The organism is Rhodoflexus caldus (assembly GCF_021206925.1).
Taxonomy (GTDB): Bacteria; Bacteroidota; Bacteroidia; order Cytophagales; family Thermoflexibacteraceae; genus Rhodoflexus; species Rhodoflexus caldus.
This window is the reverse complement of the sequence record NZ_JAJPRF010000001.1, coordinates 30833-54242: the sequence shown is the minus strand read 5'-3', so window position 1 is coordinate 54242 and position 23410 is coordinate 30833. Positions and strand designations below refer to the sequence as shown.

The window sequence follows — 23410 nt, the reverse complement described above, 5'->3', positions numbered from 1 at the left end:
AAGTACCTATCTTTCAGGTTATTTAACAACCTTGCAAGGCTGCTAAACCGCCAAATTCAATAGTTTTGCATTCATGAATAAACTGATTCGCGGTTTTGTTTGCCTGTACGGTCTGTTGGTTTTGGCTGCTTGTGAAGATTGTGTGTTCACTTCGCGTCATTCCAGCGAACCTATCGTGCGATTTTATCGGAAGGGTAGCACGCGCGTGCTCGCTCCGGGGTTTGATTCTGTACAAACGGGTAAAGGTATTACGATTTACCGTGCCGGTCGCATTCTGTACAGCAGCATCACTTCCGAAAATCCCGTGCCAAACAGTGTGGTATTGCCCTTAGACCCCTCGCGGGATACGTCGCTGTTTGTATTTTTTGGCAGAAGACCGGGCGCACCTGCCGACTCGCCCGCCCGACGCGATACGTTAGTGCTGACTTACAAACGCATCCTGAGCATTGTTTCTCCTGACTGCGGCTACGACCGACGCATTGAGAACTTGCAGATTATCAAAAATCCGTATGACTCGGCACAAATTGCTGCACGACCTGTTGTTTTACGTGCCGATACCGTTCATATTCGCTTATTCTGGTAATGATATTCCGACAATCTTTTTTACTATTCGTTGCGGCTGTTTTACTATGCCTTTCCGCACAGGCTCAACCCAAACCCATTACGCTTGATACCTTGCGCGAGCCGATTAGCAAACGGCTGAAAGCATGGGCAAAAGCTCAATCGTTTCGGCCATATGCCCTGCGTGTAGGCACAGACTTATCTTACTGGCTGAATGGCGCGGTAAGTGCACCTTTCGGCCGAAATACCATTGGCGAAAACCTGAAAAATTTTTATGCCAATACCACTCGTTTTGAACTTACCGCCGACATGGCCTTCAATAGAAACAAAAATTTTCTGATTGCTGATGTCGGCTATTCATCTACCTCTCGGGAACGCAATGCGGCAGACAGCCTTCGCAATGTCAGTTACAGCAATACAGGCACTTACTGGCGCATAGGTTTTGACTACAACGTATTGCACAAAACTTTTACCGACAGAAAAAACGCCGTCCTGATTGGTTGGCGCTATGCCCGCGCCAATTTTGCGCAAGAAGCCGCATACACCGCCCTAAGCACCCCATGGGGGTTCAATGGCACGCCCGCTGCTCCTTTATTTTCGGAAACAATCAGCGACCGCCTGAACTATCGCTGGATGGAACTGACTACGGGGCTGCGCGTGGCAGTATGGCGCGAGTTGTATCTGGGCTATACGTTCCGCATCAAATTTGCCGGGCGCCCGAGCGATACCGACCGTTTGCTCCCCAACGAAGTGCCCGGATTCGGCACCATACGCAGCAACATGAAGTTGTCGTTTAACTACCACATCTATTATCGGATTCCGCTTGTGAAGAACCTGTAAACAACGCATAAATACCTTCACAAAAAATTAATAGCATAAAAATTAACGGCGAGAATAGGGATTTGCGTTTTTTTCGCTTAAATTGGGTTGTTATTGAACCTCTAAACGAAAAGAAATGATTGAATTAATCCCTTCTATGTCTGTTTTAGGTGGTAAATGCGTGCGCTTGAAACAAGGCAATTACGACGACTATACCACCTACGATGTAAGCCCTTTGGAATTGGCACAGCAGTTTGAAGAACACGGCATTCGCAGGTTACACCTGATAGACTTAGACGGCGCACGAACCGGTAAAGTATCTAACTACGAAGTGCTGGGTATGATTTCCCGCCACACGAATATAGAAGTGGACTTTGGCGGCGGCATCAGCAACGATGGCGAAGCTGCCACTGTTTTTGAGTATGGTGCCAAAATGATGACCGTAGGCTCTATAGCAACCCATCAACCCAACATCTTTACGGAGTGGTTGTTTACTTACGGCCGCAACAAAGTGATTTTGAGTGCAGACGTAATAGCAGGCAATAAAATAGCCGTAAAAGGCCGCCAAAAGGGCACCAACATAGACCTGTTTGATTTTGTGGAACAGTTCTACAATCAAAGCCTGCTGTACCTCAAATGTGCCAGCAACGAAAAAGACGGCACACTTTCCGGCCCTGCCTTTGACCTGTATGCCGAATTGCTGAAACGTTTTCCCGACTTGCGCATTATGGCAAGCGGCGGCATCAGCAGCTTAGACGATATACGCAAACTTGAAGATATGGGCATCTATGCAGCCATCATCGGCAAGGCCTTCTACGAAGGAAAAATCACGCTGAAAGACTTTGAGTCTTTCTATGCAAAGGCATAGCCATTATACGATAGTTTTTTTTACAAACAACTTTGTCAAAGAAACTACTTTGTCAAGGTTGTTTTTTATTTTTGCTCCATGTTGCAAATAGACCCAAATAAAATCTACCCAAAAGAAACCGTTTCACGGTCTATCATTCGTTTTCAGGACTGCGACCCGCTGAAGCATCTGAACAACGCCAAGTATTTTGACTATTTTTTCAACGCACGCGAAGACCAAGTACCTAAACTGTACGGCCTCAATCCGCTGGATATTTTTCAGCAGTTTCAGGCAGCGTGGGTAGTTTACAACCATCAGATTGCCTATGTCCGCTCGGCCATGGTAGGCGAATGGGTTACTATCTACTCACGCCTGATTCATTACACCGACGATACCGCCGTGATTGAATACGTAATGGCTTGTGAGGAGGATGTAACTTTTAAGTCGCTTTTGTGGACAACCTTAAAATATGTGGATATTAAAACCGGTAAAAAGCAGATGCACCATCCGGAGGTGATGAATTATCTGAAAGCTATTCATTATCAGGACTTTGACTTTGAAAAAACGCCGTTTGATGAGCGCATCAAGCAGATATCAGCACAATACAAAGCAAAAAAACAGCAATTGTAGGCAATAAATCACTTGAATATTTGCAAGTAATTTTTCGTTTGTATAGATTAGTTGCATACAAATTTTCAATCCACATTTTTTAGGCTATCTGCGTATGTATCTGCAACTGATTAACTCCGACTGCAAGGTTAAGCTATGCCGCCAAGGTTTCTCTTTTCTCAAAAAGAAAGGCATGGATCAGGGCTGGCGTATCCATTCTGCCGGCTATGCGGTGCTTCAATTTACCCAATTTGGGCGCATACAAACTTACTACATGCACAAACTACTGGCAGACCAATTCCTGCAAAAGCCCAACGCAGGCAAGAAACTTTTCGTAAGAATGAAAAACGGCAACAAGCTGGACTGCCGCATAGAAAACTTGGAATGGACAACAATGTCGAATCTGAGGCGGCAGCAAAGTTCGCATCATCACTACCGAGGCGTTTCAAAAGACGGTAAAAAGTATCGTGCCGTTATTTACGACAAAGGCGAAAGAATTTATCTGGGAGTTTTTGATACCCCGGAAGCTGCGGCAAAAGCCTACAACGAAGAGTCGATGAAGCGCTTTGGTATTACCAACAGCCTGAATGATATTGATTAGAAATAGATTTTATCGCATCGTTAATTTTATTTTGTTCCTGCTGCCGGCCGCTATCGGCTATGCAGAAGTAAAGGAAGTTCCTACGGTTATTCTTTATAAAAAGCGCATATTATATTTGCGATTTGTTCAGCAGCAAATAAAAGTTTCAGCCGAAAATCTGCTGATAATCAGGCATGGTACGCAGCGTGCTAACCTGTCGGCCATAGAACGAATCGGCTACTCTAAATTTAACAAACTGCTGACCGTCAAAGCCTTTACCGTAACTCCCAAAGGCGATACGCTTCATGTTACCCGATTCAGCGACCAGAGCGCCGTGCAATCGGGCATTTTCTATGACGACTACATGGAGCGCACCTTCCTTTTTCAGGGGGTTATCAGCGGCGCAACCTCCTACCTCCACTACACGGAGGAACTCTCAGAGCCGCGTTTTTTGGGGGCTTACTATTTCAATGCTGCGCTGCCCGTTCAGCAGAGTGAGTTTGAAATCCACTGCGACCGACACATTAAGCTCAATTTCTCAACTTTTAATACCACACAAGTTGTATTTCAGCAAAAAAAGCATCGGAAAGATTGGGTGTACACTTGGAAAGCAAGCAACATACCTGTATTCCGAAAAAAAGAGGGAGAACAAGAGATTAGCTACCGAGCACCGCATATTATCCCGCGGATTGCTTATTACCGCATATCCGACAAACTAAAAATACCGATGCTGTCCAATGTGGCCGACTTGTACTCGTGGTATGGCGGATTGGTTTCCGGCACAGATGAAGAAAACAATGGCAACCTTTTACAACAGACAGCGGACAGCCTGACGGCAGGCTTACAATCGTCGGAAGAAAAAGCACGCGCCATTTTTAAGTGGGTGCAGCACAATATTCAATACATTGCTTTTGAGGACGGGTACGGTGGGCTGATTCCGAGAAAGGCCGCCGACGTGCTGCGCAAACGCTATGGCGACTGTAAAGACATGACTGCCCTGCTGGTGGCACTCATGAAGCGAGCAGGCATTGAAGCCTATTTTACGTGGATTGGCACACGCCGCTTGCCCTATCGCTATACAGAGTTACCCACGCCCATGGCAGATAACCATATGATTGCTGCCGTGCAGATAGACAACCGCCTGTTTTTTCTGGATGCTACAGACCCCGATTTGCCTTTCGGTATGCCTTCTGCCATGATTCAGGGCAAAGAAGCGCTCATAGGCAAATCGCGGTACGGCTATGAAATCAGAACCGTACCGATTGCGGAGGCAAGGCACAATGTTTTACAAGACAGCGCCGTAGTTATGCTCATGCCTGCCGATACAATCAGAGTAACAGGTAGCATGAGTGGGAGCGGCTACTTTAAAGGCGAACTTCACAACAGGCAGCCTCTGTTTAACAGCCGCAATATTGCAACGGAAGTGTGGCAAACACAACCCGTTTCGTCCGATACGGCCAAGCAAATACAATACAGTTATACGGCGCATCATGCGATGATTCATCAAAACCGACAGATATTTTTTAATCCTCATGCCATAACAGCCCGTTATCAGGAAAAATGGTTGCCGACGGCCATTCTGTTCAATCATTGGGAGTTAGAATATGCCTTTACACTTATCCACAAGCAATTTATCAAGTTGCCCGAAGGATGGGAGGTTGCTTTTCTGCCGCCCGATGCCGACAGCCGATACCCCGATTTCGGCTTTTCCGTTCGCTACGAGAAAAAAAACGACGGTATAATGATTGTGCGCACTATTTTTGTTAATTCGCTATCTATTACTGCCGACAGCATTGCCGCATGGCAAAAGTTTGCAGAATCTTACAACATAGCCGTTAGGCAAAACATTATTTTTAACCCAGTAAACAAATAATTCGTACATTCATACGTTTATACCTCAAAACGCCTGAAACTTGACTTTCCGAATTTCGACACTTATCATTTGCAGCATTCTGTTAGGTCTGCAATGTTGCCATATTCACACATCTGAAGCCTCTGTACTGACAGGTGGCCTCAGTGCCGACTTGTTCTCTAAACCCATCGGCAAGGTTGCAACCGGTGCCATATCTGCAACCGGCACTTTTGAAAACGAAAATTACGATTGGCAAGAGCAACGTAACCCCATTGGCATCCCTTTCAACACGTCTTACAGCGATGCGGTGGTCATTAACGACCGTCGCGTTCTGGAATATTCGCAAGCGGATAACGAAAAAATGTATATCTACGAAACGGTACATAAAATCATTCGCATCAATAACCGCGATGCTATCAACCGTTTCAACAAAGTACATATCTCTTTGGCCGATGTGAATCGGGTGATTGCCATTAAAGCACGCACCGTTCATCCTTCCGGAAAAATTACGGAGGTGGAATCGCAGGCTATGCGCTCGCTCGAGAACGTGGACAACACAGGGGCTTATCTGATATTTGCTTTGGAGGGGCTCGAGCAAGGCAGCGAAGTAGAATATATTTACCAACTCCGCCGAGATTCGCAATTTTTTGGCAGAGCAACCTTTGAAACTGCCGTTCCCATATGGCATCTGGAATTTGAAATCATCACACCCGAACACCTCATTTTCGAGGCCAAAAGCTATAACAACTTCCCCGATTTGCGGATGTTGCCTTTGCGCTACCCGGGCAAAAACTCTTTGTACGCACACATGCAGGGGATGACACAGGCAAATGAAAGAGCCGCAAAGTTGATGCGGGTAGATTACAAATTGTCTTACAATGCCCTTGAAGGAGATACACCGCTTTACACATGGGCTGATATTTCGCGCATGATACGCAACATGGTGTATGACTTCGGGATGCTTGGCGATGCACAAATCAATCAGATGCGCCAACAGGCATTAGCGATTGTGAAAGATGCCAACAGTGAAGCGGAAAAAATTGATGCCATTATCAAATTTGTTACCGATAATGTCCGCATAGAACCCAACGAAGACCGCCTGCATGAATCGCCTCTTGCAACTGTGGAAACGCACATCGGCGGCCGCATGGATATTATTCAACTCTACGCCATGCTGTTTACCGTTGCCGATATTCCGCATCAGATACTTGTAACGGCCGACCGCAATCGGATGGGTTTTGACAGCGACTTTGTAACGCTCTATTCGCTGGAAGAGTTTGTTTTTCATTTCACTAACTCCGACCGCTATTTTGCCCCAATATATGCAGAATACGAGCCGGGTATTATTCCTGCCATGTTGCAGGGCAATCAGGCATTAGTAGTTACCCCGCCGTTTGATGAGTGGGAGGAGCCCATTACCGAACAACTGATTGACAGCCTCCCCATAAGCGATTTTTCACAGTCCATAGACCAAAACTGCCTGCACCTGCAAGCCGATGAGGCAATGGAAACCTTAAATGCCTACTGGGAGCGTTCGCTTACCGGCCATCTGGCTATCTTATTGCGCAAATGGCACCGTCAGGCAAGCACGGAGGAATTTGAAGCGCTGATGCACAAGGTGGTGCAATACCACATACCACAGGCAACCGTTACGGGGCTTTCATGGGAAGAAACATCCCTGACCGGCAATTTGCCCGGCATGGTCATTCGCGCTAATCTAAAAGCTGGCAGCCTGCTGGAATATGCCGGAGAAAATCGCCTGTTGCGCATTGGGAAAATGGTAGAAACAGGTATTAAAAACAACTCTCCCGAATACCCTTTTGGGCGACATTATCAAATACGTCTGCAAATCCCCGAAGGCTGGCAAGTGGCTAATGCAGATGAATTAAACAAATCTGCCATACTCAAACATGAAAATACGGTTTATGCCCGTTTTCATGCCTCCGGTCAGATGGAAGGCAATACCCTGATTATTACGGTAGAGGAGTATTTCCCCGAAGCAACCATTCCGGAATCTGCTGCGGCAGCCTACCAAAAGGTAAAGAACTGTGCCGCTGACTTCGGCTATGTAACTTTGGTGATACAAAAGGCACAATAAAATTGACTAACTTTGTAAGCATGAAAAACTTGCAAAGTATTGCCATTATTTTTTGGCTGTTCATAGGTATTGGCGCACAGGCACAAGTACAAAAACCTATCAGCTGGACTGCCAAAGTTGATAAAGCACAGGTTGCGGTTGGCAGCACCGTAGATATCATTTTTTCCGCCACCATAGACGGCGATTGGTACCTGTACTCTTCCGATTTTGACCCTAATTTGGGGCCTACAGTTACTACGTTTAAGTTTACTCCCAATTCATCCTACGAATTGGTAGGCGGCATTAAGCCCGTTGGTGCCAAGAAAAAATACGACCCTATTTGGGAAGGAGAATACACCTATTTCAAACGCAAAGCCGAGTTTCGGCAAACTGTGCGGGTGCTCAGCGAGCGGTTCAACGTAGTGGCCAATGTTAATTATCAGGTTTGTACCGATGTTGATGGGCGTTGCATCCCCTTAGAAGATGACTTTGCCATCGGTGGCGGCGATGTAAAAGTGCTGCCTGCTGCCAATGGAGCGCCTGTTGTGCAGGAAACAGCCCCAACCACCGCCCCTACAGAAATAACACAGCCCAATGAAAAAGCAGGAGAAGTTGTCGCTGATAGTCTGCCTGCTTCTGTCAACAATACAACCGCAACGCAAGATGCTTCAACCATATCGGCGACCGTGCCCGCAGCAACTACGGAGGAATCGCTTGCAGGCTTTATGATAGCAGCCTTTCTCAGCGGCCTGCTCGCCCTGCTTACGCCTTGCGTGTTCCCGATGATTCCGATGACGGTCTCGTTTTTCATCCGCAAGAGCCAATCGCGGGCGCAAGCTGTCGGCAAAGGCATCATTTTCGGCCTTTCCATTATTGGCATTTATATGCTGATTGGTATTATATTCTCGCTGATTTTCGGTGCAGATGCTGCCAATCTGTTGGCTACTCACTGGCTGCCCAACGTGCTGTTTTTCCTGATTTTCTTTGTGTTTGCACTGTCTTTCTTCGGCATGTTCGATATTGTGCTGCCGGCCAGCCTGACAACCAAAATTGACTCACAGGCAGACCGCGGCGGCTTGGCGGGTATTTTCTTCATGGCATTAACGCTGGCCGTGGTTTCTTTCTCATGTACAGGCCCTATTGTGGGCACGGTGCTTGTGGAAGCAGCAGGCGGCTCATTGTTTAAACCTGCGCTGGGCATGTTTGCCTTTTCATTGGCTTTTGCGCTGCCTTTTGCTTTGTTTGCCATCTTTCCTTCGCTGCTCAGCGGGCTGCCTAAATCGGGAGGTTGGCTGAACGTGGTAAAAGTGGTGCTTGGCTTTATTGAATTGGCACTGGCTTTCAAATTCCTCAGCGTGGCCGACCAAGTATACCACTGGGGACTACTCGACCGCCCGATATTTATTGCCATCTGGATTGCCATTGCACTGACTGCCGGCATGTATCTGTTGGGTAAGGTTCGCCTGCCGCACGACAGCCCCGTGGAATCAATCGGGGTGCCCCGATTCTTGACCGCTATGGTGGCCTTTGCTTTTGTGATTTATCTGCTGCCCGGTATGTTTGGCGCGCCGTTAGCCGCACTTTCAGGATATTTGCCTCCGCAAACCACCCACGATTTTGATTTGGTAAGCCTCATTCGCCAAAACGCAGGCGTAGCAGCAGTTAATAACAGCAATGTGCCGCAGAACGTGAAGTATGGCGACAAATTCAAATTGCCGCACGGACTGAAAGGTTACTTTGACTACAAAGAAGCACTTGCAGCCGCCAAAAAGGAAAATAAGCCCATTTTTATTGACTTTACGGGACACGGTTGCGTGAACTGTCGCAAGATGGAGGCCAACGTGTGGATTAAGCCCGAAGTACTCCAACGTTTGCAAAACGATTACATCATTTTGGCGCTGTACGTAGATGACCCAACAGAACTTCCTGAAAGCGAATGGGTTACCTCTACCTATGACGGTAAAGTGAAAAAAACTATCGGTAAAATTAATGCCGACCTGCAAATCAGCAGATTTAACAACAACGCCCAGCCCTACTATGTGCTACTGGGGCATGACGAATTGCCGCTCGTAACGCCTGTGGCATACGATGAAAATGTGGATAATTTTGTCCGCTTCTTAGATGCAGGAAAAGCCAACTTTAATGCGAAAATGGCTAAAAATTAACTTGTTGCAACCCATACAACCCGACTTAAACCATGCTTGATAAAAACGGAATCGCCAAAAGAATTGCCCGCGAACTGAAAGACGGCTATTATGTAAATCTTGGTATCGGTATTCCGACACTGGTGGCCAATTATATTCCCGAAGGAATGGACGTAGTTCTGCAATCGGAAAACGGACTGCTTGGCATCGGCCCTTTCCCTACGGAAGAGGAGGTAGATGCCGACCTGATTAATGCGGGTAAGCAAACCATAACCATGATACCCGGCTCGAGTTTATTCAGTTCTGCCGACAGTTTTGCCATGATTCGCGGCGGGCATGTTGATTTGACCATCCTCGGTGCAATGGAGGTGTCCGAACATGGCGACATCGCCAACTGGAAAATTCCCGGCAAGATGGTTAAAGGCATGGGCGGCGCAATGGATTTGGTAGCTTCTGCCAAAAATATCATTGTAGCCATGCAGCATTGCAGCAAAGACGGCAAATCTAAACTTCTCAAAGAATGTACATTGCCCCTGACGGGCATCCGCTGCGTTAAGAAAATCGTCAGCGATTTGGCAGTGCTGGATGTGTTGCCTGAAGGCGGATTCAAACTGCTGGAACGCGCCCCGGGCGTAAGCGTGGACTACATCCGCTCGGTAACGGAAGGAAAGCTGATTATAGAAGGCGAAATTCCGGAGATTGTTTTGGAGTAAATAAGCGCAATTTAAAATACGCACGCTGTAAGAAGGCCGTATGCACCGCTGATTGGGGGCAGGTGATGGCATAATAGTTTACACTTAATCTGACAGTTAGGGATTAAATTAACGCGTGTGATTTGGTTGCTGTTATGTTTCTTTGGGCAACTAACTTTACCTCATCAATAAGTTTAAAACGGTAGAACATGACACTCACAGCTCTTATTACGGGCGCAACCTCAGGAATCGGGCTGGCTACTGCGCGCACCTTTGCCCGCAACGGTATTGACTTGGTGCTTTGCGGCAGGCGACAGGAACGTTTGGATGCCCTTGCTGCCGAACTGGGTGCTTTGGTACGGGTGCATACGCTCAATTTTGATGTGCGCGATGCTGATGACACAGCGGCAAAAATTGCCTCTCTGCCCGAATCATTCCGCCAAATTGATATTCTGGTAAACAATGCGGGTAATGCATACGGGCTGATGCCAATTCAAGAAGGCGAAATTGCAGACTGGGATGCGATGATAGATATTAACGTGAAGGGGCTTTTGTATGTGTCTAAGGCTGTTATTCCGCAAATGGTTGAACGCAAACGCGGACACATTATTAATATCGGTTCGCTGGCAGGTCAGGAGGTGTATCCCAACGGGAACGTGTACTGTGCCAGCAAGTTTGCCGTTGATGCTCTTACCAAAGGCATGAGAATAGACCTGAATCAGCACAATATCAAAGTTACTTCCATTAACCCCGGCATGGTAGAAACCGAGTTTTCCGTTGTGCGCTTCAAAGGCGATACGGAGCGGGCAAAAAATGTATATCGCGGCATGACACCACTCACCGCTGAGGATGTGGCCGATGTGATATGGTTTGCTGCCAGCCGACCGGCACACGTCAATGTGGCAGAGGTACTGCTGTTGCCTACCGCACAGGCAAACAGCACCATTGTGAAGCGTGAAGGATAAAAATAAAATGAGTCATTCCATAAAGTTGGGATGACTCATTTCATCAGAAGTCAGTATGCCTGCCTCTAATTCGCCGGTCGCATAACAAACGTTGTCAGTCCTAAATCTTTCTCAAGTGCCTTGTTAATGGCTACAAACTTGCCACTATCCAGCGACTGGATAGTCATTTCCGCCTTAATTTTAATGTCATTGGCTCCGGTCAATTCTGTTTGAATGGTTTTGCCGTCCAATGTCCATTGGCCGGTGGCACCTTCCTTGGCTCCTGAGCCTTTTACCCAAAAAATACCGTCAGGGCGAAACTCGATGGCAAACTTGTCCATATGCACCATAAACACTTGCAGGTTTTTGATGCGGGCATTCATACCAACGGTATCTTCTGGCTTCAAAAACATGTGTGCATAAAAAACAGAATCTATCAGTAGTCGCATTGCAATAGTATCATACGCCCACTTGTGGCTGCTCAACAGCGCTTTATCGGCTTTTTCTTCTTCGGTATCATAATAAGAGCAACCGGGCAATAATGCAAGCGCGAGCGCACCGATAACCAACACATATACAATAACTCGTTTCATCTTATCTGATAGTTTTTAGCATGATGGCGCAAAATTAGACCAAAAAAAGACTCGCTGCTGCTAAAAGCAACAGCGAGAACCCAAACCTATTAATAAACCTAAACTTACAATCTCCGTCTGGACAAGAAACACTTACCTCAGACTGCAAATTGATATCTTCTAAAACATGTACGAATAGTAACCTTTCGTACCGTTTCTGCTTACCCCTTTAATGATGACTCTGCCGCGGATGCGCTCCAGAATTTCGGCCAATTCTTCGGGCGACTGAATGGGACGTTCGTTGATGGAAGTAATGATAAATCCTTCTTCAATTCCCATTTGGCGCATCAAGCCCCCTGTAATTTTGCTGATTCGCACGCCGCTTTCAATACTCAACCTTGTTCGCTCTGCTTTGGGAACAAGTTCTAACTCTGCACCAATCCGCTCGGCTTTATAGATTTCGCGTTTAAAAATGGAAGTTGAGCCGTCTATGTTGGTCAGTTCAACCTGACGTTCGTTTATCTTCCCTTCGCGCTTAAAACGTACATTTACCTTCTCTCCCGGCTTGTAATAGCTCAATTGTTCATCAAAACTTACTTTTGAGTCTATTGGCTTGCCGTTAATGCTCACAATCACATCTCCTCTTCTCAGCCCTGCCTTTTCGGCAGCACCTTTGGGTTCCATATACGTAATTACAACACCTGAAATTTCGTCTAAGTTCAAATCTTTGTAAACTTCTTCGGTAACGTCAATTACATCTACGCCTAAGAATGCTTTTTGTACCTGACCGTAGTTTTTCAAGTCGGCTATCACTTTTACTACGATATCAACAGGTACGGCGAAGCCATAACCCGCATAAGAACCGGTACGCGATAAAATAGCCGTATTGATGCCCACAAGCTCGCCGCGGGTGTTTACCAATGCACCGCCGCTGTTGCCGGGGTTGATGGCTGCATCGGTTTGAATGAACGATTCTATGGGGAACGGCGCGTTTTCCAAAATATTGATACTTCTGCCTTTGGCGCTCACAATACCTGCCGTTACGGTCGAGTTCAGGTTGAAAGGATTGCCCACTGCCAGCACCCAGTCGCCTACCTGAACCGTTTCGGAGGAAGTAATGCGGATGGCAGGCAGATTTTGTGCGTCTATTTTCAACAGTGCCAAGTCAGTAGAGGGGTCAGTTCCCACTATTTTGGCCTTATAGGTGCGTTTGTTGTGTACCACATCAATTTCCGTTGCACCGGCAATCACGTGATTGTTGGTTACTATGTAGCCGTCCTTAGAAAAAATAACTCCCGAACCTGAACCCATCACTCGGTCGTAGCGGGGCTGGGCATCAAAGAACAAATCGAAAAATGTATAGCTGCGCTGATTGAGTGCGGTTGTTTTAATATAAACCACGCTTTCGGTACTTGCTTTGGCTGCCTCGGTAAAATTGAGCGCATCGCCTGCCTGTTGTCCTGCAAATTGTGGGCGATAGTCAGTGAAGCGCACGGCCTGAGCTGTGTCGGTTAGTTGCGAAGAGCTTGACTCAGCTATGCCAAGCCCGCTCAAATGGAACAAATAAGCGCCTAAAAATCCGGACAAAGTGCCTATGAGTACTGTCTTAACGGATGGATTCATAAAAATAGCTGTAAAAAGAACGATACAATAAGTACTGCAAAATTAAGCATTTGAGCAAAGTTAAGCCTATTAGGGTTGTTGCGGATAAGACGGTTTTGCACCGTTTTTTTGAATCTGAATTCCGCAATGCCGATTTATTTTGCTCATTTACTCATGCTAAACAGATGTACGCCGCCCGTGCAAAAGGTGTTGTATCATCCGCGTTAAATGTTGTTAAACACCTGCACAAATAATGTTTACAAGATTTTGTTGAAAAAAATATAAATTGCGTTCAATCAACCGATGCGAAGTAGAATGGAAGAAATTTACAACAGTTCTTATCAACATTTGGCTTATGATAGTGCCAAAAGGGCAATTTATATTACATGGAAAGCGGCATCGCAAGAAATGGATGAGATTACTTATCAAAAAGAGTTACTCAACTACATTGCCTTGTTGAAACAGTACAAGCCCTTGATTTACATGAACGACTTGCGGGAGTTTTTATTTACGGTAACTCCCGATTTACAAACATGGGTGAGCGAAAAATTTCAGGAGTTATATGCCGACCCTTCCATGCCGACAGATACTTTTTCAGCTATTGTAATGAGTCAGGACTTTTTTGCGCATGTATCTATTGAACAGACCATTGAAGAGACATCTGTGGGCTCGGCCGATGCACATGAACGCCTGCGCTATTTTGACAATGTGGAAGATGCCGAAAAATGGCTGGGGTTGCGCTAAATACTTTGCAGCAACTCATTCTTAATAGCCTCAAAATCAAGGCTTTGCCATATTTGCTCAATATCTTTTGTTGCCATCACCCGCTGCATAATCTTGTCTTGAATCCGACCGATGCGCAAGGCTTCGCTGTAAGGCAAGTCAGAAAAAGTTACCATGGTGTAAAGAGGCATCCATTCGTCAGGGAATAGCTGATGAAGGTGTGCCTCAATTTTTTTGCGCAGTAAGAAAGCAGGATTGGCTACGAAATCGCGCATTTCTACAAAATTCATCAACGCAAGGTCTGCAATGGCATTGGCATTGTCAATGCGGGCTTTTTCATAGTCCTTAAAAGTTATTGCCCAATTGCCGGCATGTTTGTCTAACAACTCGGTTAAGATGCGGCAGTCTTCAAAACCGGCGTTCATTCCCTGACCATAGAAAGGCACAATGGCATGGGCGGCATCACCCACAAGGCCGACCTTCCCGCCGTATGTCCAAGGATTGCAGCGAACTGTAATGAGCGATGAAGTAGGATTTTCCGAAAACTCCTGCAATAAATTTGGCATTAAGGGCACTGCATCGGAGAAATTTTGCCGAAAAAATTCGCTAATGGCAGTGTCGGATGTCAGTTTTTCAAAAGAAACATCGCCTTCAAAAGGGAAAAACAAAGTACAGGTAAAACTGCCGTCTCCATTGGGCAGCGCAATAAGCATATAGTTGCCGCGCGGCCAGATGTGCAACGCATTTTTTTCTAAATGAAAACCGCCTGTTGCGGTGGGCGGAATGCTAAGTTCCTTGTAGCCGTATTCTATGTAGTGCTGCGAATAATTAAATCGGTCGGTGCGCTGCATGGCCTGTCGCACAGCCGAAAAAGCACCATCTGCCCCAAGTAAAATATCGGGTTGAACCGTAATAATTTCACCGCTTTCTGTGTGGCGCAAAATAACCTGATTGGTTTTCAGGTTTACTTCGGTGCTGCGATAGCCGAATTTAAAAACCGCACCGTGCTTAATAGCTTCGTTGCACAATGCCAGATTCAGCACGCCGCGCGTAACGGAATAAATGGCTTTGCCGGTATCATCGTAGGGCTGGTAGGTCAGTTCACCCGTGAGGCTGTGCATCATGCGCCCGTACATGGGGATGGCAATGTCTTTTACTGCCTCTGCAACGCCGGCGCTTTCCAGCGCTTTCCAGCCTCTGTCGCTGAGTGCAAGGTTGATAGACCTGCCTCGTTCGTAGCCTTTTTCGCGCGGGTCAGGCCGACCTTCAAAAACAGTTACCCGATAGCTGCGTTTTGCCAATAACACGGCGAGCAAAGAACCAACCAGCCCGCCGCCCAAAATCAATACTTCTTCTTTTTGTTGTAACATTTTGTGTCGGGATAGATAAGTTTAATTATCGTTTTCCTCTGCCCGATGTTGAAAAAAGGCAAGCCAGCTTTTGGGTATCAGTGGTTTCAGTAACGGTATCAGAATGATGACTACCAAGCCGATAAAAACAAGCGGCAAATAACGCTGCGGATTGGGTACTACTGCCCCGGCAAAGTAACCGAGCAACAGGAATGGGATTGCCCACAAGGTGGTGCTGATGAAGTTATATAGTGTAAAAACGCTGTGTTTCATGCCAAAACTGCCCGCCAAAATAGGCGCCAGCGTTCTGACAACCGGTATGTAACGCCCTACGAGGATAGTCCACACGCCATATTTGCGGTAATAGGCACGTGCGAGCGCCAAGTGTTTGCGTTTAATGAGGTAACTGTCCTCCTGCCGCAACAGCCACTGCCCGCTGCGCACACCGAAATAGTACCCGAACTGGTGGCCGCCAAATGCGGCTGCATAAACAGCCAGCAAAGTAACAGGCAGCGAATGTGGCAATAAGCCCATGTGGCAAAATACGCCGGTAAGAAAAACGAGTGATTCGCCGGGCAGCAAAAGGGCAAAAAAAACGCCATTTTCAGCAAATATGATTGCGGAAATGAGCGCAAGGCCACCATACAGGATGATGTATTCCGGGTCGGTAAACCATTTGAAAATTTCTGAGGACAACTCCATCAGAGCGCTGACTTTTCGGGAAAATGATAAATAAAAAACCTCCTAAACAGCAAATAGAACAGCTTAGGAGGTAAATGAGCGAACAAAGTAAAACAGCATTTCATAACAGGGATTCGGTATTTCGGATTTAATTCAGCGGAAAACCGTGCCATCCGAAACAATCCGCATACTTATACAGTGCGTTTTAAATTGCTCAACTGCTTAATGCATTAAACCGGAGAGCCGCAATTATGCCTTGTTGCTTTCCGCAATGATAGACTGACGATAGGCAGCACGCAGGCGAATGTTGCGCTTGCGAACAGAAGGCTTTTCGAAGAAAGTACGGGCGCGCAGTTCTTTCATTACGCCTGTTTTTTCAAATTTCTTCTTGAAGCGCTTCAGGGCCTTATCAATGGATTCGTTTTCTTTGATGTTGATGATAATCATACTTTTATGTCGGTGTAAGTGTTTGCTTATGCCAAATGAGGGGCAAATATAGCAAGTTGGCATGTTTTCTAAAAACAATGCGCCATATTTTTCAAAAAACTACTACCTTTCAGGTCGGATTTTTAATAACAATCGTAGCAACAAAACCCGACAACCTTGCAAGCACAAGTTTTACATTTTAAAGAACTGGGCGAAAATAACCGCGCCAACGGCAGTCTTTTCATCTTCCACGGATTGTTTGGGCTGTTAGATAACTGGCAAACGCTGGCCAAAACGCTGGCTGATACCTATCACGTCGTAATGGCCGATATGCGCAATCACGGGCGCAGTTTCCGCGCGGAAAGTATGCGCTATACCGACATGGCGGCCGATATGGCGCAACTCATTGACCTGATACAACCCGTACAAACAACCGTTATCGGGCACTCGATGGGAGGAAAAGCAGCCATGCAACTCGCCGCCGATTTTCCCGAGCGGTTAGACCGCTTGGTAGTGGTAGATATTGCCCCGCGTGCCTACCCTTTGCATCACCAGCACATTTTAGAAGGATTGAATGCCATACCCTTAGCTACGCTGCAAAGCCGCCAAGAGGCAGAAAATATACTGGCAAGCCATGGTATGGACTGGGGCATACGTCAGTTTCTGCTCAAAAACCTTTACCGCACCGAAGACAACCGATTTGCGTGGCGTTTCAACTTGCCCGTTATCACTTCGCACATTGCCGAGGTGGGGCAACCGCTTGTGTACAGCCGCCCGATTACCACACCCGCATTGTTTATCAGGGGCAGCCGCTCGCACTACATCACCGATGAAGACGCTGCGCAAATAGCAAACATCTTCCCCAATAGCCGTTTAGTAACCATTGCCGATGCCGGGCATTGGGTACATGCCGAACAACCTGCCGCGCTGCTGGAAGCGCTGCAATCCTTTCTTGCGTCTGTATGAAAATAGATATCACACAACCTTTTGCGATTGTTTATGCACTGCTCCGCCATGAATATTTGGGTTATCTGATAGACCCTTACGCCGTCCAGTTAGATGCCGACGGCAAACTTTCGCTGCGCTATCAGAAACTCTCATCCATGAACGTTGCCGAGTTTGCCGCGCAGATAGACGAAAAAGACCGCGAACTCATCCGCCTGTCGGAAGAAATGCACCCCGAAGCAGTCGCAAGGCGATTTGCCACTAAAAAAATGACTGCACAGGATTTTTTCCTGAAAACATACGACAAAGAAAAAGGCAATCGGCAGGTACAGGAAGCTATCTATAAAGCCATGGAAAAGCGGCGCGCGAGCTATCTGGCAGGGCTGACCGACAAGCGATTCTTCATTATGGCGCAAGACGGCAACCCTACCTACAAAGAACTGACGTTTATGCCCGAACCGATAGAAGTACGGCCGCACTACCGCCGCCACAGCGAAGGCACAAGTTTTTTTCTGCAACTTTTCCACCGCGGCCTTCGCCTCTCTATGACTCCCGAGCAAAGCGGCATCGTAATTTGTACGCAACCCGCATGGTTGCTCATCGGGCAAAATATCTATCGCTTTGCACAGCCATTAGACGGCAAAAAACTGTATCCTTTTTTGAAAAAGGACGAGTTGAAAATCCCTAAGCAGGCCGAAGAGCAGTATTTCAAGAATGTGCTGCCGCAATTTCTGAGCAGTTTTGATGTTACCGCCGAAGGTTTGGACATTCGCGTGCATCAACATCCGCTGGAAACAACGCTGAGCTTTGCGGAAATGCCCGTACCTGTACAAACCGGACTTTTTCAGGAAAGCGTAAACGGCAACAGAGAAGCTGCGTCCTGCTTCAAAATACAATTTGATTTACAGTTCCGCTACGGTGAATTTAAATTCAGACCCGGGCAGGAGCAAGCCTGTGAGGTTTGCATAGAAAACAAGGCCGGCAATTACGTATTCCATAAAATCATCCGCTCGCCCGAGCAAGAAAAGGAACAGTTGCGCTGGCTCGTATCAAACGGTCTGGAAATAGGCACAGGCAAAGTTACTATGGAAGGCCGCGAAGCGCTGCAATGGTTACAACGCCACCAAAACCAAACAGCCGCACACGGCATCCGTCTGTTGCAGACCAATCAGGAAACAAAAAAATATTTCATTGGTGAAAGCCGTTTTGACCTGCAAGTCAAAGAAGCAAACGACTGGTTCGACATTCAGGCAAAAATCCGATTCGGCGAATACGAAATCCCTTTTATACAAATCCGCAAGTACATTCTTGCAGGCACGCGCGAGTTTAAACTGCCCAACGGCGAGTTGGCACTTATACCCGAAGCATGGTTTGCCCGTTTTGCCGAGTTTTTGTATTTCACCGAAGAAAAATCCGAACAACTGATTCTGCAAAAACACCATGTGGCACTGCTGCACGAGTTGGAACGACAAGAAGTCGCTACCGTAAACATGAGCCGCAAGTTGGAACAATTGCGCAATTTTGAGCAACCCGAAGACTACCCGCTGCCCGAACAATTTAAGGGACAATTGCGCCCCTATCAGAAGGCAGGCTACAACTGGCTCAGCTTCCTGCGCGACTACAATTTCGGCGGCTGCCTTGCCGACGACATGGGTTTGGGCAAAACCGTACAAACGCTGGCCTTGCTGCAAGCCGAAAAAGAGCGGTTTGCGGCAGAAGGAACACCTTCGCACGCTTCTCTGCTGATTTTGCCTACCTCCCTGATTTACAATTGGGAAATGGAAGCACGCAAGTTCACGCCCAAAATGCGCATACTCAAATACACGGGCGTATTCCGTTACAAAAACACCGCTATTTTCAACAAGTACGATTTGGTCATTACCTCCTACGGCATCGTGCGGCAAGACATAGACGACCTATTGGAAAAATACTATTTCAACTACATCATTCTGGATGAGGCACAAGCCATTAAAAACCCCGATTCGGCAATAGCACGGGCTGTGCGACGACTCAACGGCAAGCACCGCCTCACGCTTACCGGCACGCCCGTAGAAAACAGCACGCTGGATTTGTGGTCGCAAATGGCGTTTGTCAATCCGGGTTTGTTAGGCTCGCAAAGCTACTTTCAACAACATTTTGTTGCCCCGATAGAAAAAAAGAACGACACGGCAAAACTTTACAAGTTGCAGTCGCTTGTGAAGCCTTTTATTCTCCGAAGGCACAAGAGCCAAGTAGCCAAAGACCTCCCCGAAAAAATGGAGCAGGTACATTACAGCGAAATGACAGACCGCCAAAACGAGGAGTATGAGAAAATAAAGTCCAAATACAGAAATGAAATTTTGGCGCATATCGAGAAAAACGGGCTGGCAAAATCGCAAATCCTGATTTTGCAGGGGCTGACCCAGTTGCGACAATTGGCCTGCCATCCGCAAATGGTGCTGGAAGACTACATCGGCGACTCCGGCAAAATGCGCGATGTGCTCCATCGCTTGGAAAGCATCGTTGCCGAAGGTCATAAAGTTCTGATATTCAGTCAATTTGTGAAGCATTTAGAACTTCTGCGCATGCAGTTGGAAAAGCAAAAGTACCAATATGCCTACTTAGACGGCAGCACTCGCGACCGTCAGGCACAAGTGGACAAGTTTATGCAACGCCCCGATGTACCTGTTTTTCTGCTGTCCATCAAAGCCGGAGGCACAGGCCTGAACCTCACCGCCGCAGATTACGTTTTCTTGTTAGACCCATGGTGGAATCCTGCTGTAGAGGCGCAGGCCATAGACCGTGCGCATCGGATTGGGCAGGAAAACAAGGTGATGGTCTATAAGTTTATCACACAGAATACAGTGGAAGAAAAAATTCTTCTGTTGCAGCAAAAAAAGCGTAAACTCGCAGAAGGTTTGATTTTCACCGAAGAAAATTTTGTCAAGCAACTGACGGCAAGCGACATCAGCGCGCTGTTGGCATAAGTTGTTACGGTTTAATGATGCTACCAAAAATCCGGTTGTTTCTATTGCTCTTTGCTTGGGCACTCATCTTGTCTGTTGGCGAAGTAAACCCCGCGGCAGGGCAACAGAAAAAAGTTGTAATACCTCCACTGCTCTCCGATAAAACCGCGTTGGAGCTATTGGAAAAAGGCTTGCCGCTCATGTACGGGCACGACTTCGCGCAGGCGCAGCGCTATTTTGCCGAAGTGCAAGCGCGCCATCCCGAACATCCCGTTACGCCGTTGCTCAACGCGCTGTTGATTTTCTGGCAACATATGCCGTTTGATAATTTTGAGGGTAAAAATTTTAAACAACACAGCTATTTTCTGGAAAAAACCATTGCCGCTTCGCAAAAAATGCTGGATGTTAATCCCAATGATGTGGAAGGCGTGTTTTTTATGCTCACTGCCCGCGGGTTGCTCATGCAGCACTACAACGAACGCGGCGAATCCATGCAAGCCGTAGGAGAAGCCAAACAACTCTATGGCCTGATTAAAACCGCTTTTGATTTGCGTTCGCAAAATGTTGAACTCAACTTCATGACGGGGCTGTACAGCTATTACAGGGCATACTATCCCGAGCGCTACCCTGTTTATCGGCCGTTTGTCATTTTTTTCAAGGAAGGCAACAAAAAAGAAGGCTTGGAAAATCTGGAAACCTGCACCCAAAAAGCCATTTTTACAGCCAACGAAGCAGCGGGCTACTTAACGCACATTTACCTGCGCTACGAAAACAACCACGAAAAAGCCTTAGCCCACAGCCGCCGACTGGCACAGCGCTTTCCCAACAATCCGCACTACGTGGCTGCCTTTATAGAAACTGCACTGCTCACCAAACGCTACGATGAGGCAGCGCAAATGTTGCCTGCTTTGCAAAAATCGCAAAGACCGCTTTTTATGGCAGCCGCCCAAGTTTTCAACGGTATACTGGCCGAGTTTCAACGCAAAGATTTGACCGCAGCCGTTAAATTTTATCAGGCGGCCGAGAACCTGTTGCTGGCCGAAAAAATCGGCTATGCCAACCCTTACAAACTCTATACCTACGCCGGACTGTACCGCTACTACAAGCAGCAACGCAATCAGCCCGTTGCTCAACGCTACTACAAACAGGCAAAAGCATTAGACGATTATGAATATCTCAAATCGGATTTTTGATTTTTTACCGATTGCTCCTTTCCTTTGTGCTATATGAACAAATTGTAAATCAACCTTTGGCAAATAAATACAAACCTTTCACATGATTAATCTGGTACTGTTTGGCCCTCCGGGTGCCGGCAAAGGCACACAAAGCCAAAAACTCATAGAAAAATACCAACTGATTCACCTCTCTACGGGTGATTTATTGCGTGCCGAAATTGCCGCACAAACCGAGCTTGGGCTATCTGCCAAAAAGCTGATGGATCAAGGCATACTCGTACCCGATGAGGTGGTTATTGGCATGATTCGCAATAAAATTCAGGATAACCGCAGTGCTAAAGGCTTTATCTTCGACGGCTTCCCGCGCACGGTAGCACAAGCCGAAGCGCTCGACAAAATGTTGCAGGAAAACGGTTTAGCCATTTCGGGCATGATTGCGCTGGAAGTAAACGAAGCCGAACTTGTTAAACGCCTCCTGCTGCGCGGGCAAACCTCGGGCCGCCCCGACGACCAAAACGAAGAGCTCGTGCAAAAGCGCGTACAGGAATACAACACCAAAACCCGCCCTGTTGCCGATTTCTACGCCGCACAAGGCAAGTTTACCTCTATCAACGGTATTGGCGAAATCGAAGAAATTTTTGCCAACCTATGCCGCGTGATTGACGGTTGGGCATAATACTTTCTGCCCGCATCCAAAACCCGACAGATTTCCGAAACCTGTCGGGTTTTTTTATGTGCATTGCTTAAATTTGGCTTATGGCGTTTGGGAAATGAACTAACAGCCGCTACCGATTGTCTATTGAATGCAACCAACTTTCATTGGCAATACACTTTGCAATAACCCCCTCCTGCTATGGCGATTATCAGCAAAAAGAAAGTACCCTACAAAGTAGGGGACAAACTCCGCCGATTGCTGCACAAATACGGCAAGGAAATCGCTATTCCGTTGCAATATCAGGACTTGTGTCGGTTTATCGGTGCAACCACTCTCTACGACCGCCAAGGAAACGATACGCTGTGGGTAAGCGTTTATTACTCGGAAAGCGACCAAGAATATATTTTTACCAGCCTGCGACAAATTTATGCGCACCTAAAAATTGCAGGCAACCTCTCGGTAATAGACCACCTCTACATAGACCGCATAGACCTTTGCACCTATGGCAATACCAAGCCCTTTCGCGTGCGAATAGTCAATAAAGTCAATGATAATTTTGATTATTTTTACGTAAAAGTTGCGGATGCTTCGCGCATTTACGGAATGGAACTGGAAGATATCCTTTCTCCCAATCGGGTACGCTATCTGTTGCACAAGGATACGCTCATAGAAGAACACATTTTGGGCATCCCTGCCGACCAATTTATCCGCACGCATTTGTCGGATGTCAATAAAATTCGCTTGGCCAAAGAGTTTGTCAAGTTCAATGAGCGCTGTTTTGTGCGCCTGCTGGGCGATATGCACTCCAGCAACTTTGTGATTGACACCACGCCCGACTTTGAGGAAATGCACTACCGCATCCGCGCCATTGACTTTGACCAGCAAAGCTATGAAGGGCGCAAATCCATTTACCTGCCGCAATATTTCAAACAAAACAACCCGATTATTGAATTGGGCTACGATGTGCTGACGCCTGAAAGCGTGCGGCAGTATCAATTGGAAGAGCGCTCGCTGATGGCAAACCGCTTGCGCACTTCGCGCTATGTACTCAAAGACGTAATGGAAGTAATGTTGCAGGATACCATTGCCCCGCAGGAAAATGTTGACCAACTTAAAGAAGAACTCGCCCGCCATTACAAGCGCGACGAGTTCCTCAAATGTAAAAATATGGGCGAAGTGCTAAAAGTCAGCCTGAAACAGTTGTTCCGTTAG

At 47.0% G+C, this 23410-nt stretch carries 21 protein-coding genes; 16 read left to right on the top strand and 5 right to left on the bottom strand.

The window, feature by feature from the left end:
• Positions 1 to 73 precede the first annotated feature (73 nt).
• The 10 genes from NDK19_RS00220 (at position 74) to NDK19_RS00175 (ending at position 11146) form a co-directional block, all read left to right on the top strand.
• Positions 74 to 583, top strand: a complete 510-nt coding sequence (locus tag NDK19_RS00220) for a DUF6452 family protein (protein WP_250629810.1) — start codon at positions 74 to 76, stop codon at positions 581 to 583.
• Complete coding sequence (locus tag NDK19_RS00215) at positions 583 to 1401, top strand: DUF6048 family protein (protein WP_250629809.1); 819 nt, start codon at positions 583 to 585, stop codon at positions 1399 to 1401. Before NDK19_RS00220 ends, NDK19_RS00215 begins: the two co-directional genes overlap by 1 nt.
• Before the next feature lie 115 nt (positions 1402 to 1516).
• Complete coding sequence (locus tag NDK19_RS00210; RefSeq protein WP_250629808.1) at positions 1517 to 2248, top strand: 1-(5-phosphoribosyl)-5-[(5-phosphoribosylamino)methylideneamino]imidazole-4-carboxamide isomerase; 732 nt, start codon at positions 1517 to 1519, stop codon at positions 2246 to 2248.
• Between the two features lie 78 nt (positions 2249 to 2326).
• On the top strand, positions 2327 to 2857 hold the full coding sequence (locus NDK19_RS00205) for an acyl-CoA thioesterase (protein WP_250629807.1): 531 nt from the start codon (positions 2327 to 2329) through the stop codon (positions 2855 to 2857).
• A 94-nt stretch (positions 2858 to 2951) separates the two neighbouring features.
• The gene (locus tag NDK19_RS00200; protein WP_250629806.1) at positions 2952 to 3437 is read left to right on the top strand and encodes an HNH endonuclease; all 486 of its coding nucleotides are present in this window, start codon (positions 2952 to 2954) and stop codon (positions 3435 to 3437) included.
• The gene (locus tag NDK19_RS00195; protein WP_250629805.1) at positions 3430 to 5289 is read left to right on the top strand and encodes a DUF3857 domain-containing protein; all 1860 of its coding nucleotides are present in this window, start codon (positions 3430 to 3432) and stop codon (positions 5287 to 5289) included. The genes NDK19_RS00200 and NDK19_RS00195 overlap by 8 nt, the downstream gene beginning before the upstream one ends.
• Before the next feature lie 40 nt (positions 5290 to 5329).
• Positions 5330 to 7366, top strand: coding sequence for a DUF3857 domain-containing protein (locus tag NDK19_RS00190; RefSeq protein ID WP_250629804.1), 2037 nt, complete (start codon positions 5330 to 5332; stop codon positions 7364 to 7366).
• Between the two features lie 20 nt (positions 7367 to 7386).
• Positions 7387 to 9510, top strand: coding sequence for a protein-disulfide reductase DsbD family protein (locus tag NDK19_RS00185; RefSeq protein ID WP_250629803.1), 2124 nt, complete (start codon positions 7387 to 7389; stop codon positions 9508 to 9510).
• Between the two features lie 32 nt (positions 9511 to 9542).
• Positions 9543 to 10202 carry a CoA transferase subunit B gene (locus NDK19_RS00180; protein ID WP_250629802.1) on the top strand — a complete coding sequence of 220 codons (660 nt, stop codon included), beginning with the start codon at positions 9543 to 9545 and terminating at the stop codon, positions 10200 to 10202.
• Positions 10203 to 10390: 188 nt separating this feature from the next.
• Positions 10391 to 11146 (top strand): SDR family NAD(P)-dependent oxidoreductase, encoded by a 756-nt coding sequence (locus tag NDK19_RS00175; protein ID WP_250629801.1) that lies wholly within the window; start codon positions 10391 to 10393, stop codon positions 11144 to 11146.
• Between the two features lie 65 nt (positions 11147 to 11211).
• On the opposite strand, the gene NDK19_RS00170 is transcribed toward NDK19_RS00175, so the two are convergent.
• Together NDK19_RS00170 and NDK19_RS00165 are read right to left on the bottom strand one after the other, a co-directional pair.
• Positions 11212 to 11718, bottom strand: coding sequence for a hypothetical protein (locus NDK19_RS00170; protein ID WP_250629800.1), 507 nt, complete (start codon positions 11716 to 11718; stop codon positions 11212 to 11214).
• 159 nt (positions 11719 to 11877) lie between these two features.
• Positions 11878 to 13320 carry a trypsin-like peptidase domain-containing protein gene (locus tag NDK19_RS00165; protein WP_250629799.1) on the bottom strand — a complete coding sequence of 481 codons (1443 nt, stop codon included), beginning with the start codon at positions 13318 to 13320 and terminating at the stop codon, positions 11878 to 11880.
• Positions 13321 to 13602: 282 nt separating this feature from the next.
• Here NDK19_RS00165 and NDK19_RS00160 point away from each other — a divergent pair, with 282 nt between their 5' ends.
• Positions 13603 to 14043 (top strand): hypothetical protein, encoded by a 441-nt coding sequence (locus tag NDK19_RS00160; RefSeq protein ID WP_250629798.1) that lies wholly within the window; start codon positions 13603 to 13605, stop codon positions 14041 to 14043.
• Here NDK19_RS00160 and NDK19_RS00155 read toward each other — a convergent pair.
• The 3 genes from NDK19_RS00155 to rpsU all read right to left on the bottom strand — a co-directional run bounded on the left by NDK19_RS00155 (position 14040) and on the right by rpsU (position 16499).
• Positions 14040 to 15392, bottom strand: coding sequence for an FAD-dependent oxidoreductase (locus NDK19_RS00155; RefSeq protein ID WP_250629797.1), 1353 nt, complete (start codon positions 15390 to 15392; stop codon positions 14040 to 14042). The two genes, NDK19_RS00160 and NDK19_RS00155, sit on opposite strands and share 4 nt — an antisense overlap.
• Before the next feature lie 21 nt (positions 15393 to 15413).
• Positions 15414 to 16073, bottom strand: a complete 660-nt coding sequence (locus NDK19_RS00150; protein WP_250629796.1) for a DedA family protein — start codon at positions 16071 to 16073, stop codon at positions 15414 to 15416.
• Positions 16074 to 16301: 228 nt separating this feature from the next.
• Positions 16302 to 16499, bottom strand: a complete 198-nt coding sequence (gene rpsU / locus NDK19_RS00145; protein ID WP_250629795.1) for a 30S ribosomal protein S21 — start codon at positions 16497 to 16499, stop codon at positions 16302 to 16304.
• Between the two features lie 156 nt (positions 16500 to 16655).
• On the opposite strand from rpsU, the gene NDK19_RS00140 reads away from it, so the two are divergent.
• The 5 genes from NDK19_RS00140 to NDK19_RS00120 all read left to right on the top strand — a co-directional run bounded on the left by NDK19_RS00140 (position 16656) and on the right by NDK19_RS00120 (position 23410).
• Positions 16656 to 17444, top strand: a complete 789-nt coding sequence (locus tag NDK19_RS00140) for an alpha/beta fold hydrolase (protein ID WP_250629794.1) — start codon at positions 16656 to 16658, stop codon at positions 17442 to 17444.
• Positions 17441 to 20389, top strand: coding sequence for a DEAD/DEAH box helicase (locus NDK19_RS00135; protein WP_250629793.1), 2949 nt, complete (start codon positions 17441 to 17443; stop codon positions 20387 to 20389). The genes NDK19_RS00140 and NDK19_RS00135 overlap by 4 nt, the downstream gene beginning before the upstream one ends.
• Positions 20390 to 20403: 14 nt before the next feature.
• On the top strand, positions 20404 to 21561 hold the full coding sequence (locus tag NDK19_RS00130; protein WP_250629792.1) for a tetratricopeptide repeat protein: 1158 nt from the start codon (positions 20404 to 20406) through the stop codon (positions 21559 to 21561).
• Between the two features lie 82 nt (positions 21562 to 21643).
• On the top strand, positions 21644 to 22219 hold the full coding sequence (locus tag NDK19_RS00125; protein WP_250629791.1) for an adenylate kinase: 576 nt from the start codon (positions 21644 to 21646) through the stop codon (positions 22217 to 22219).
• Positions 22220 to 22396: 177 nt separating this feature from the next.
• Entirely contained in the window at positions 22397 to 23410 is a 1014-nt protein-coding gene (locus NDK19_RS00120) for a hypothetical protein (RefSeq protein WP_250629790.1), read from the top strand.

Coding starts and splice junctions, on each gene's coding strand:
- NDK19_RS00220 (WP_250629810.1), top strand. CDS start 74: ATGAATAAACTGATTCGCGGTTTTGTTTGCCTGTACGGTCTGTTGGTT.
- NDK19_RS00215 (WP_250629809.1), top strand. CDS start 583: ATGATATTCCGACAATCTTTTTTACTATTCGTTGCGGCTGTTTTACTA.
- NDK19_RS00210 (WP_250629808.1), top strand. CDS start 1,517: ATGATTGAATTAATCCCTTCTATGTCTGTTTTAGGTGGTAAATGCGTG.
- NDK19_RS00205 (WP_250629807.1), top strand. CDS start 2,327: ATGTTGCAAATAGACCCAAATAAAATCTACCCAAAAGAAACCGTTTCA.
- NDK19_RS00200 (WP_250629806.1), top strand. CDS start 2,952: ATGTATCTGCAACTGATTAACTCCGACTGCAAGGTTAAGCTATGCCGC.
- NDK19_RS00185 (WP_250629803.1), top strand. CDS start 7,387: ATGAAAAACTTGCAAAGTATTGCCATTATTTTTTGGCTGTTCATAGGT.
- NDK19_RS00180 (WP_250629802.1), top strand. CDS start 9,543: ATGCTTGATAAAAACGGAATCGCCAAAAGAATTGCCCGCGAACTGAAA.
- NDK19_RS00175 (WP_250629801.1), top strand. CDS start 10,391: ATGACACTCACAGCTCTTATTACGGGCGCAACCTCAGGAATCGGGCTG.
- NDK19_RS00170 (WP_250629800.1), bottom strand. CDS start 11,718: ATGAAACGAGTTATTGTATATGTGTTGGTTATCGGTGCGCTCGCGCTT.
- NDK19_RS00165 (WP_250629799.1), bottom strand. CDS start 13,320: ATGAATCCATCCGTTAAGACAGTACTCATAGGCACTTTGTCCGGATTT.
- NDK19_RS00160 (WP_250629798.1), top strand. CDS start 13,603: ATGCGAAGTAGAATGGAAGAAATTTACAACAGTTCTTATCAACATTTG.
- NDK19_RS00155 (WP_250629797.1), bottom strand. CDS start 15,392: ATGTTACAACAAAAAGAAGAAGTATTGATTTTGGGCGGCGGGCTGGTT.
- NDK19_RS00150 (WP_250629796.1), bottom strand. CDS start 16,073: ATGGAGTTGTCCTCAGAAATTTTCAAATGGTTTACCGACCCGGAATAC.
- rpsU (WP_250629795.1), bottom strand. CDS start 16,499: ATGATTATCATCAACATCAAAGAAAACGAATCCATTGATAAGGCCCTG.
- NDK19_RS00135 (WP_250629793.1), top strand. CDS start 17,441: ATGAAAATAGATATCACACAACCTTTTGCGATTGTTTATGCACTGCTC.
- NDK19_RS00130 (WP_250629792.1), top strand. CDS start 20,404: ATGATGCTACCAAAAATCCGGTTGTTTCTATTGCTCTTTGCTTGGGCA.
- NDK19_RS00125 (WP_250629791.1), top strand. CDS start 21,644: ATGATTAATCTGGTACTGTTTGGCCCTCCGGGTGCCGGCAAAGGCACA.
- NDK19_RS00120 (WP_250629790.1), top strand. CDS start 22,397: ATGGCGATTATCAGCAAAAAGAAAGTACCCTACAAAGTAGGGGACAAA.